The sequence below is a fragment of the Stenotrophomonas africana genome (genome assembly GCF_013004645.1).
Lineage (GTDB): Bacteria > Pseudomonadota > Gammaproteobacteria > Xanthomonadales > Xanthomonadaceae > Stenotrophomonas > Stenotrophomonas africana.
On the sequence record NZ_JABEME010000027.1, the window covers coordinates 1 to 11364 of the forward strand.

Genomic DNA, 11364 nt, shown 5'->3' on the forward strand with positions numbered 1-11364 from the left:
GGTGGGTCCGGTTGCGGGGGACGCTGCAAGTACGTCCATGTAAGCTCGGTCGCCGCATCCATGCGGCTCACGCCCCCGCAACCGGACCCACCCCGCCTTCGACAGATTTCCGCGGCTGTTGGTGGGTGTCGACCTTGGTCGACACATCCATGCAGTGCGTGGATGAACATGGAGTAGATCCACGCCATGCGTGGATGTGCGGACCAAGGTCCACACCCATCAAGGTGGCGCTACGCCGAGGCGTAACGCACGGCGGTGCCGATCCAGCGTTGCACCACACGATCGGCCAGTGTGGGTTGCTGGTCCAGCAGGCGCTCGGCCAGGTCGTGCACGCCGGGCAGCAGGCCGGCATCGCGGGCCAGGTCGGCAATGCGGAAACCGGCCAGGCCGGTCTGCCGGGTACCCAGCAGTTCGCCGGGACCGCGCAGCTCCAGATCCTTTTCGGCGATGACGAAACCATCATTGGTTTCGCGCATGGTCTGCAGGCGCTCGCGTGCCATCTGCGAGAGCGGCGCCTGGTACAGCAGCACGCAGCGCGACACCGCCGAACCACGCCCCACGCGACCGCGCAGCTGGTGCAGCTGGGCCAGACCCAGACGCTCGGCATTCTCGATCACCATCAGTGAGGCGTTGGGCACGTCCACGCCGACTTCGATCACGGTGGTCGCCACCAGCAGGTCGATGTCGCCGGCCTTGAACGCCACCATCGTCGCCAGCTTTTCAGCGGCCTTCAGGCGGCCATGCACCAGCCCCACGCGCACGCCCGGCAGCAGCGCCTGCAGCGATTCGTAGGTCGCCTGCGCGGGCGTGGCATCCAGTTCTTCGCTTTCCTCGATGAGCGTGCACACCCAGTACACCTGCCGCCCTTCCTCGCAGGCCAGTGCGATGCGCTCGATCAATTCCGGGCGACGATCATTGTTGAGTGCGACGGTCTGCACCGGCGTGCGGCCCGGCGGCAGTTCGTCGATGGCCGACACATCCAGGTCGGCGTACTCGGACATTGCCAGCGTGCGCGGAATCGGTGTGGCGGTCATCACCAGCTGGTGCGGCACGCTGTTGCCGCCTGCGCCCTTGTCGCGCAGCGCCAACCGCTGGTGCACGCCGAAGCGGTGCTGCTCGTCGACAATGGCCAGGGCCAGATCCTGGAACACCACCGCCTCCTGCATCAGTGCGTGGGTACCGACCACCACCTGTGCTTCGCCGTTGGCGACCTGTTCCATCACCCTGGCGCGCGCCTTGCCGGTGACCTTGCCGGCCAGCCACGCGATACGCACGCCGAGCGGCTCCAGCCACCCGCGCAGGTTGTTGAGGTGCTGTTCGGCCAGCAGCTCGGTGGGGGCAGCCAACGCGACCTGCTTGCCCTGCTCCACCGCCAGCATCGCGGCCAGCGCGGCGACCACGGTCTTGCCGGAACCGACGTCGCCCTGCACCAGCCGCAACATCGGGCTGGGCCGCGACAGGTCTTCGCGGATCTGCTTGAACACGCGCGCCTGCGCGCCGGTCAGCGCGAACGGCAGCTGCTTCAGCAGCGCCTTGGCCAGCTTGCCGGGACCGGCCAGCGGCGGTGCGTGGTGCGCCTGGAGGGCAATGCGCTGGCGGCGCAGGCTGAGGTGGTGGGCCAGCAGTTCTTCCATCGCCAGGCGGCGCTGCGCCGGGTGGGTGCCGGCGGCCAACGCGGCCAGGTCGGCATCCGGTGGCGGCCGGTGTACGGTCAGCAGCGCGCTGCGCAGTGACGGCAGGCCAAGGCCGTCGAGCCAGCCGCTGGGTAGCAGTTCCAGCGCGCTTTCCTCGGGCAGGCGGTCCAGCGCCTGGCCGATCAGCTTGCGCATGGTCATCGGGCCGACGCCTTCGACGGTGGGATACACCGGGTCGAGGCGGTCGCCGAGTTCGGGATCGTCATTGCGGCCCAGCACCTGGTAGCTGGGATGGACGATTTCCAGGCCGAGCTGGCCCGGTTTGGGCGTGCCGAAGCAGCGCAGCCGGTTGCCGACCGCGAACTGGCCGACCTGCTGCTGGCGGAAGTGGAAGAAGCGCAGCACCAGGGTGCCCCGCCCTTCGTCTTCCACAGCCACTTTCAGCATCGGCCGGTAACGCATGCCGCGCTCGACCGCGACCACCCGCCCTTCCACCTGTGCCGGCACGCCGTTGCGCAGGTCTTCGATGCGGGTCAGCCGGGTCCGGTCTTCATAACGCAGCGGCAGGTGAAGCCAGAGATCCTGCAGGGTGGCCAGGCCACGCGCCTGCAGTTTGGCGGCCACGGCCGGACCCACGCCCGCGAGCATCGCCAGGGATGCTTCGCCGGACGGTGACAGGACCGGGGTGACCGCCGCCTTGCGTGCCACGTGGCGGTCAGTCGATGACCATCACCGCGTCGACCTCGAAGTTGGCGCCCTTCGGCAGGCCGGAGACTTCGATGGTGGAACGGGCCGGGTACGGGGCCTGGAAGTAGTCCTGCATGACCGCATTGACCTTGGCGAACTCGCCCAGATCGGTCAGGTACAGGCCGAGGCGCACGACCTTGTCCAGCGAGCCGCCAGCGGCTTCAGCCACAGCCTTGAGGTTGTCAAAGGCGCGGCGGGCCTGCGCTTCGACGTCACCGGCGCCGACGATGTCGCCGGTGGTCGGGTCGAGCGGGATCTGGCCGGAGAAGTACACGGTGTTGCCGGCGCGCACGGCCTGCGAGTACGGGCCGATGGCGGCGGGAGCCTTTTCGGTGTTGATGATCTGGCGGGACATGGGTCGCTCCGATGCTTGGGGGAAAACAGAGCGGTGATTGTACCGGGTGGGGGCGCATCCACGCATGGCGTGGATCTACCGCAGTCCGGGCATGTGATGCGCCGCCTGTAGAGCCGAGCCCATGCTCGGCTGCTTCAGGCAAGAGCAGCCGAGCATGGGCTCGGCTCTACAAAAACCATCCACGCATGGGGTGGGGTTATTGCCGGCGCACCGCTTGCACGACCGACAGGCGGCGCAGGCGGCGCATCACCTCGGCCAGGTGATTGCGGTCGCGCACCTGGATGTTGAACGCCAGCACAGCGGCGTTGAAGTCGCGGTCCAGGTAGTCCACGCGCTCGATGTTGGAATGGCTCTGCGCAATGGCAGCGGCCAGCTGCGCCAGCACGCCGGTGCCGTTCTCCACTTCCACCACCAGCGAGGTGTCGTAGTCGCCGGAGACGGTGGTATCCCAGCCGATCGGCACCCAGCGCTCGGGCGACTTGCGCAGCTCGGCCAGGTTCGGGCAGTCCATGCGGTGCACCACGATGCCCTTGCCGGCGGTGTGGTAGCCCATGATCTCGTCGCCGGGAATCGGCTGGCAGCAGCCGGCGAAGGTGACCACGCCGCGCTCGCTGCCGTTGATCAGGATCTTTTCCTGCGAATGGTGGCGCGAATGCGGGCCGCCCCGCAGTTCGGCGTAGGCCATCAGTGCCTGCGCGGCCTGGGTCGGCATCCAGTTGCCCAGTGCGACCTCGGCCAGCAGGGCTTCCAGACGCGGGAAGCGATGCTCGGTGAGGAACGCATCCAGGCGCCCCTTCGGCAGCCGCTCCAGCGACGAATCCATCGCTTCCAGCGCACGGTCGAGCATGCGGTGGCCCAGCTGCACGGCGTCTTCGTGCTCCAGCTGCTTGAGCTGGTGGCGGATGGCGGTGCGCGCCTTGCTGGTGACCACGAATTCCAGCCACTGCGGTTTCGGCGTGGCCGAGCGTGCGGTGATGATCTCCACCGACTGCCCCGACACCAGCTTGGTGCGCAGTGGCACCAGTTTCTTGTCCACGCGCGAGGCCACCGCCATGTTGCCGACATCGGTATGCACGGCGTAGGCGAAATCGAGCGCGGTGGAATTGCGCGGCAGGGCCAGGATCTTGCCCTTCGGCGTGAACAGATAGACCTCGTCCGGGAACAGGTCGACCTTGACGTTGTCGAGGAACTCCAGCGACGAACCGGCAGCGCGCTGCGAGTCGATCAGTTCGACGATCCAGGCGTGGGCGCGGCTCTGCGCGCTGTTGGGCGAATCGCCACCGAACTTGTAGGTCCAGTGCGCGGCCACGCCGCGTTCGGCGATCAGGTCCATTTCCTCGGTACGGATCTGCACTTCGATCGGCGAGCCGTAGGGCCCGAACAGCACGGTGTGCAGCGACTGGTAACCGTTGGCCTTTGGAATGGCGATGAAATCGCGGAAGCGGCCATCCAGGGGTTTGAACGTGGCGTGCACCGAACCCAGCGCGTGGTAACAGCTGGGCACGCTGCGCACGACCAGGCGGAAGCCGAACACGTCCATCACCTGGTCGAAGGATTTGTTCTCGTCGCGCATCTTGTTGTAGATGCTCCACGGGGTCTTGATGCGGCTGACCAGGCGGTGCTCGATGCCCTCTTTCGCCAGCCGCTGCGACAGCTGCACTTCCACCTGCGCCATCGCTTCGCGGCGTACCACCGGCTGGCTGCGGATGTGTTTTTCGATGATGGCGTGGCGCCACGGGTACAGCGCCTTGAAGCCCAGGTTCTGCAGCTCGCTCTTGACCAGGCTCATGCCCAGGCGCTGGGCGATGGGCGCGTAGATCTCCAGCGTCTCGCGGGCGATGCGGCCACGTGCTTCGCGGCTCTGCGCGCCCAGCGTGCGCATGTTGTGCAGGCGGTCAGCCAGCTTGATCATGATCACGCGCAGGTCGCGCGACATCGCCAGCAGCATCTTGCGGAAGCTCTCGGCGGCCGCTTCCTGGCGGTCTCGGAACTTCAGCTTGTCCAGCTTGGTCACGCCGTCGACCAGTTCGGCCACGGCTTCGCCGAACTCGGCGGCCAGCGCCTCACGGGTCAGCGGGGTGTCTTCGATGGTGTCGTGCAGGATCGCCGCGATCAGCGCTTCCACGTCCAGGCCCAGCTCGGCCAGCACCTGGGCCACGGCCACCGGATGGGTGATATAGGGCTCGCCCGACTTGCGCGTCTGCCCGGCGTGCGCGGCGGCTCCGACTTCCCAGGCGCGGCGCAACAGCGGTAGCTGTTCCGGCGGCAGGTAATGGGCGGCGCGTTCAAGCTGGAGGACGTAGTCGGGTACGGCGGCAGCGGGGGCTGCGGCGACCTTGGCAGTGGGGCCTGGGTTCATGCCCGAAGCCTATTCCAGCGCGACGTTTACGGCAAATCCTGAATGCGAAACAGCCCGCACGGGGCGGGCTGTTCGGCACATCCAACGATTACGTTGATCGATGCGATCAATCGTCGTTCTTGGACATGTCTTCGTCGGCGACCACTTCCGCGGCAGCCCACTCCAGCGCTTCACGCTCGGCGCGCTCACGCTCGGCCTTCTCGACTTCGTCGATCAGCGCGTTGTCGATCTTGCGGGCGGCGATTTCGCGCAGCGCCAGCACGGTCGGCTTGTCCTCGGTCTCGCTGTTGTCCAGCGTGGCCTGCACGCCGTTGGCGAGCTGGCGGGCACGCTTGGAAGCCATCATGACCAGTTCGAAACGGTTGTTAACGACTTCCAGGCAATCTTCTACGGTGATGCGGGCCATACGGGCTCCCGGCGACCGGTCGGCCGCTCAGTCGAATGAGGGAAAGGGGACGGAGTGTACTGGCAGGGGCTGGACAAAATCAAGCCAACCCCCACCCGATTCTTTTGGAATCAGTCAGTTGCGCCCGGATCAGGGGTCAACAGGGCCTGGATCAGGCCGGCGTGGCGGACCTTCTGGGCCTCCCGGCGCAGTCGGCTGGCGGTGAAGATGGCGCACAGCTCGTCCACGGCGGTGTCGAACACCTCGTTGACGATGACGTAGTCGAACTCGTTGAAGTGCAGCATCTCGTCACGGGCCGCGCCCAGGCGCTGGGCGATGACCGCCTCGCTGTCCTGGCCGCGCTTGCGCATGCGGTCCTGCAGGGCCTGCCTGGACGGCGGCAGGATGAACACGGTGACCGTGCCCGGCACCAGTTGGCGCACCTGCTGCGCGCCCTGCCAGTCGATTTCCAGCAGCACGTCCTGCCCCGCGGCCAGCTGCGGTTCCACAGACTGGCGGGCGGTGCCCTTCCAGTCGCCGTGCACCCAGGCATGCTCGAAGAAGTCGCCTGCGGCGATCATTTCCTCGAACTTCTCGGCGCTGACGAAATGGTAGTGCTGGCCGTTCACTTCACCCGGACGCATCGCGCGCGAGGTGAAGGAGATCGACAGGGCGATCTGCGGGTCACGCGCCAAGGTGGCATTGACGATGCTGCTCTTGCCGGCGCCGGACGGGGCGGCAACGATATACAGCGTGCCGCGCGCAACGGCGTCCGACGGCTTCGACGGGGCGCTCATGCGGGGGATCCAACGGGTTGATTTCGCAAAATTTTTCCTCGGTGTTCCAGACCCGGCGCGGAGGATCGCGCCAGGACGGCGGGGGCTGCGCGGAACATCCTGGAACCAGGCCCGGCAGACGCTTCCCCGGGGTGCGGGCACGCAACTTTACCAGAGCGGCCCCTTTGCGCGCCCGCCCGGCAGGCGCCGGGCCTTGTGCCACATGGGCATGCGGGGGGCTGTGCTATAACCGGGCCGTACCCAACGACAGCCCGGAGGCCAGCGCCTCCCCGCCATCCCAGGAGAACGGCATGCCATCGATGAGCCGCCGCCAGTTCCTGAAAGTGACCGGGACAACCCTGGTCGGCTCCAGTCTGGCATTGATGGGCTTCGCGCCCGGCATCGCGCTCGCGGAGGTCAGGCAGTACAAGCTGACCCGTGCGACCGAGACCCGCAACACCTGTACTTACTGTTCGGTGGCCTGCGGCATCCTGATGTACAGCCTCGGCGATCGTGCCAAGAACGCCGAGCCGAGCATCTTCCATATCGAAGGCGACCCGGACCATCCGGTGAACCGTGGCACGCTGTGCCCGAAGGGCGCTGGCCTGGCCGACATCATCCACAGCAAGTCGCGCCTGCTCTACCCCGAGTACCGCGCGCCGGGCTCGAACGAGTGGAAGCGGCTGAGCTGGGACGATGCGCTGGACCGCATCGCGCGGCTGATGAAGGAAGACCGCGATGCCAACTTCGTGCAGAAGAACGAAGCCGGGCAGACGGTCAACCGCTGGCTGACCACCGGCATGCTGGCGGCCTCGGCCACCAGCAATGAAACCGCGGTGCTGACCCACAAGGTCGTGCGCTCCCTTGGCATGCTGGCATTCGACAACCAGGCACGTGTCTGACACGGCCCGACGGTGGCAGGTCTTGCCCCGACGCTAGGCCGTGGTGCGATGACGAATCACTGGGTCGATATCAAGAATGCCGACCTGATCCTGATCATGGGTGGCAATGCTGCCGAGGCACACCCGTGCGGGTTCAAATGGGTGACCGAGGCCAAGGCACACAACAAGGCCCGCCTGATCGTGGTCGATCCGCGCTTCAACCGCTCGGCCGCGGTGGCCGACGTGTACGCGCCGATCCGCACCGGCACCGACATCGTGTTCCTGGGCGGGCTGATCAACTACCTGTTGACCGAGGACCGCATCCAGCACGAGTACGTGCTGAACTACACCGACATGTCGTTCCTGGTGAAGGACGAGTTCGCCTTCAAGGATGGCCTGTATTCGGGCTACAACGAAGAGAAGCGCAGCTACGACCGCTCCAGCTGGGACTACGCCTACGGTGACGATGGCTTCGTGCGCAGCGACCCGACGCTGAAGGACCCGCGCTGCGTCTACAACCTGCTCAAGCAGCACTACGCGCGCTATACGGTGGAGATGGTCGAACGCATCTGCGGCACGCCGGCCGACAGCATCCGCCAGATCTGGGACATGATCGCGTCCACCGCCGGCAAGGACAAGGCGATGACCATCCTGTACGCGCTGGGCTGGACGCAGCACTCGATCGGTGCGCAGAACGTGCGTGCCGGCACCATGGTGCAGCTGCTGCTGGGCAACATCGGCGTGGCCGGTGGTGGCATGAACGCGCTGCGCGGGCATTCCAACATCCAGGGCCTGACCGACATCGGCCTGATGTCCGACCTGCTGCCCGGCTACCTGACCCTGCCGAAACAGGACGAGCAGGACTACGAGGCCTACATCGCCAAGCGCACGCAGAAGCCGCTGCGCGCCAACCAGATGTCGTTCTGGCAGAACTACCCGAAGTTCCACGTCAGCCTGATGAAGTCGTGGTGGGGCGACGCCGCCACCGCCGACAACAACTGGTGTTTCGATTACCTGCCCAAGCTCGACAAGCCGTACGACATGCTGCAGGCGTACGAGCTGATGAATGAAGGCAAGATCCATGGCTACATCTGCCAGGGCTTCAATCCGCTGGCCTCGGCGCCGAACAAGGGCAAGCTGATCAGCGCGTTCTCCAAGCTGAAGTTCATGGTCAGCATGGACCCGCTGGAAACCGAGACCATCGCCTTCTGGCAGAACCACGGTGCGTTGAACGATGTCGACCCGAGCACGATCCAGACCGAGGTGTTCCGCCTGCCGACCACGTCATTCGCCGAGGAAAACGGCGCCGTGGTGAACTCCTCGCGCTGGCTGCAGTGGCACTGGAAGGGTGCCAATCCGCCGGGCGAAGCGCGCAGCGACATCGAGATCATGTCCGAGCTGTTCCATCGCATCAAAGCGATGTACGAGAAGGACGGCGGTGCGTGGTGGGAGCCGGTGCGCAACCTGGCGTGGAAGTATTCCAATCCGGAGCTGCCGACGCCGGAAGAACTGGCGATGGAATACAACGGCAAGGCGCTGGCCGACGTGTTCGATCCGAAGGACCCGACCAAGCTGGTGCGCAAGGCCGGCGAGCAGCTGGCCGCATTCGGCGACCTGCGCGACGACGGCAGCACCGCCTCCGGCTGCTGGATCTATATCGGCGCCTGGGGCCCGACCGGCAACATGATGGCGCGGCGCGACAACAGCGACCCCACCGGCATCGGCAACACGCTGGGCTGGGCCTGGGCGTGGCCGGCCAACCGCCGGGTGATGTACAACCGCGCCTCGTGCGACGTGGCCGGCCAGCCGTTCGATCCCCGCCGCACGCTGCTGGCCTGGAACGGCAAGAACTGGGGCAGCGTGGACGTGCCGGACTTCAAGGCCGACGAAGATCCCGCCGGTGGGATGGGCCCGTTCATCATGAACCCGGAGGGCATCGCCCGCTTCTTCGCCAAGGCCGGCATGGCCGAAGGCCCGTTCCCGGAACACTACGAACCCTTCGATACACCGCTGCGCAGCAATCCGCTCAGCCCCGGCCAGGCACTGACGCTGAACAATCCGGCAGCACGCGTGTTCGCCAGCGACCGTGCACAGATCGGTTCGCCGGACGAGTTCCCGCATGTGGCCACCACCTACCGCCTGACCGAGCATTTCCACTTCTGGACCAAGCACGGCAAGTTGAATGCCATCATCCAGCCCGAGCAGTTCGTCGAGATCGGCGCGGCCTTGGCCGACGAGCTGGGCATCAACAACGGCAGCCGCGTGCGCGTCAGTTCCAAGCGCGGCCATATCGAAGCCGTTGCGATGGTGACCAAGCGCATCAAGGCCCTGCAGATCGATGGCCGGACCGTGCACCAGGTGGGCGTGCCGATCCACTGGGGTTTCCTCGGTGCGGCCAAGCCCGGGTACATCGCCAATACGCTAACCAACGCCATCGGTGACGGCAACTCGCAAACGCCCGAATCGAAGTGCATCCTGGTCAAGGTCGAGAAGGTGTAGGAGACACGCCATGTCACTGCAATCCCTGGACATCATCCGCCGCTCGGCCACCACCACGCCCTCGCCGGAGGCGCGTGGTGCGCACACCGGCCAGGTCGCCAAGCTGATCGATGTGAGCAAGTGCATCGGCTGCAAGGCCTGCCAGGTCGCCTGCATGGAGTGGAACGACCTGCGTGACGAAGTAGGCAGCTGCGTTGGCAGCTATGACAACCCGCCCGACCTGAGCGACCAGTCGTGGACGGTGATGAAGTTCCGTGAGTACGAGGACGAGAAGGGCAAGCTGGAATGGCTGATCCGCAAGGAAGGGTGCATGCACTGCAGCGATCCGGGCTGTCTGAAGGCCTGTCCGTCGCCCGGCGCAATCATCCAGTACGCCAACGGCATCGTCGACTTCCAGGAAGAGAACTGCATCGGCTGCGGCTACTGCGTGACCGGTTGCCCGTTCGACGTGCCGCGCATTTCCAAGAAGGACCACAAGGCCTACAAGTGCACACTGTGCTCGGACCGGGTGGCGGTGGGCCAGGAACCGGCCTGCGTGAAGACCTGCCCGACCGGTGCGATCACCTTCGGCAGCAAGCAGGCGATGACCGAGCACGCGGCCGGACGCGTGGACGACCTGAAATCGCGCGGCTACGAGAACGCCGGCCTGTACGACCCGCAGGGCGTGGGTGGCACCCACGTGATGTACGTGCTGCAGCACGTGGACAAGCCGGAGCTGTACGCCGACCTGCCCAAGGACCCGCGCATCAGCCCGATGGTGGAAGTCTGGAAGGGCGTGGCCAAGCCGCTGGGCGTGCTGGCGATCGCCGCCACCGCCTTCGCCGGGTTCCTGCATTACATCGGCATCGGCCGCAACACGGTCAATGACGAGGAAGAAGAGGAAGCCGAACACGAGGCGAAGAAGATCGAAGAGGAGCAGCGGCCATGAAGTACGCCCCGCACCCGCGCCAGATCATCCGCTACCGTGCGCCGACCCGCATCAACCACTGGATCGTGGCGATCTGCTTCGTGCTGACCGCCTTGTCCGGGTTGGCCCTGTTCCACCCTGCCCTGTTTCCGCTGACCCAGCTGTTCGGCGGTGGACCGTGGACGCGCATCCTGCATCCGTTCATCGGCTTGGCCATGGTGGTCGGCTTTGCACTGCTGGCGTTCCGCATGTGGCGCGACAATCTGCCGACCGCTGACGATCGCGCGTGGATGCGCGGCATGCGCGATGTGCTGCGCAACGAAGATGAGAAGCTGCCGCCGGTGGGCCGTTTCAATGCGGGCCAGAAGCTGCTGTTCTGGGCCATCATCGGCTGCCTGTCGGCGCTGCTGCTGACCGGCTTCGTGATCTGGCGGCAGTATTTCAGCCACTTCTTCCCGATCGGGGTGATCCGCTTCTCGGTACTTGCCCATGCGCTGTTCGGCTGGGTGCTGATCTGCGCGATCGTGGTGCACATCTACGCAGCGCTCTGGATCAAGGGCTCGGTGCGGGCGATGACCCAGGGCAAGGTGACCTATGGGTGGGCGTACAAACATCACCGGCAATGGTTCCGGGACATCCTGCGCGGACGGCGGGAAGAGGGGTAGCGGCAGGGCCTGCGGCCCTGCACCCGCAGAATCAACGTCAACGTCAACGTCAACGTCAAAAGCCGGCTTCCTGAGGGGTGGCGGGGTGGGTCCGGTTGCGGGGGACGCTGCAAGTACGTCCATGTAAGCTCGGTCGCCGCATCCATGAGATCGGAA

Annotated in this window: 8 protein-coding genes; 3 read left to right on the forward strand and 5 right to left on the reverse strand. The window is 66.0% G+C overall.

Features of this window, described 5'->3' with window-relative positions; all coding sequences use genetic code 11:
* Positions 1-230 precede the first annotated feature (230 nt).
* From recG to gmk, 5 genes are all read right to left on the reverse strand, one after another.
* Entirely contained in the window at positions 231-2342 is a 2112-nt protein-coding gene (gene recG, locus HLA98_RS20955) for an ATP-dependent DNA helicase RecG (protein ID WP_057499639.1), read from the reverse strand.
* 7 nt (positions 2343-2349) lie between these two features.
* Positions 2350-2736 (reverse strand): RidA family protein, encoded by a 387-nt coding sequence (locus HLA98_RS20960; RefSeq protein WP_057499640.1) that lies wholly within the window; start codon positions 2734-2736, stop codon positions 2350-2352.
* Positions 2737-2932: 196 nt separating this feature from the next.
* Positions 2933-5095 (reverse strand): RelA/SpoT family protein, encoded by a 2163-nt coding sequence (locus HLA98_RS20965; protein ID WP_057499641.1) that lies wholly within the window; start codon positions 5093-5095, stop codon positions 2933-2935.
* 106 nt (positions 5096-5201) lie between these two features.
* The gene (rpoZ, locus tag HLA98_RS20970; RefSeq protein ID WP_005410877.1) at positions 5202-5501 is read right to left on the reverse strand and encodes a DNA-directed RNA polymerase subunit omega; all 300 of its coding nucleotides are present in this window, start codon (positions 5499-5501) and stop codon (positions 5202-5204) included.
* Positions 5502-5611: 110 nt separating this feature from the next.
* Complete coding sequence (gene gmk, locus HLA98_RS20975; protein ID WP_057499642.1) at positions 5612-6277, reverse strand: guanylate kinase; 666 nt, start codon at positions 6275-6277, stop codon at positions 5612-5614.
* A gap of 290 nt (positions 6278-6567) precedes the next feature.
* Between gmk and fdnG the strand changes: the two genes are divergently transcribed.
* Genes fdnG through HLA98_RS20990 form a run of 3 tightly spaced genes read left to right on the forward strand, consistent with a single transcriptional unit; the run spans position 6568 to position 11208 of the window.
* Positions 6568-9636, forward strand: a complete 3069-nt coding sequence (gene fdnG, locus HLA98_RS20980; RefSeq protein WP_152984860.1) for a formate dehydrogenase-N subunit alpha — start codon at positions 6568-6570, stop codon at positions 9634-9636.
* 10 nt (positions 9637-9646) lie between these two features.
* On the forward strand, positions 9647-10564 hold the full coding sequence (gene fdxH / locus HLA98_RS20985) for a formate dehydrogenase subunit beta (RefSeq protein WP_049448816.1): 918 nt from the start codon (positions 9647-9649) through the stop codon (positions 10562-10564).
* Entirely contained in the window at positions 10561-11208 is a 648-nt protein-coding gene (locus HLA98_RS20990) for a formate dehydrogenase subunit gamma (protein WP_049448818.1), read from the forward strand. Before fdxH ends, HLA98_RS20990 begins: the two co-directional genes overlap by 4 nt.
* The last annotated feature ends 156 nt before the right edge of the window (positions 11209-11364 follow it).

Bases quoted from the DNA above. Each gene is read 5' to 3' on its own strand.
- HLA98_RS20960 (WP_057499640.1), bottom strand. From the start codon at position 2,736: ATGTCCCGCCAGATCATCAACACCGAAAAGGCTCCCGCCGCCATCGGC.
- HLA98_RS20965 (WP_057499641.1), bottom strand. From the start codon at position 5,095: ATGAACCCAGGCCCCACTGCCAAGGTCGCCGCAGCCCCCGCTGCCGCC.
- rpoZ (WP_005410877.1), bottom strand. From the start codon at position 5,501: ATGGCCCGCATCACCGTAGAAGATTGCCTGGAAGTCGTTAACAACCGT.
- gmk (WP_057499642.1), bottom strand. From the start codon at position 6,277: ATGAGCGCCCCGTCGAAGCCGTCGGACGCCGTTGCGCGCGGCACGCTG.
- fdxH (WP_049448816.1), top strand. From the start codon at position 9,647: ATGTCACTGCAATCCCTGGACATCATCCGCCGCTCGGCCACCACCACG.
- HLA98_RS20990 (WP_049448818.1), top strand. From the start codon at position 10,561: ATGAAGTACGCCCCGCACCCGCGCCAGATCATCCGCTACCGTGCGCCG.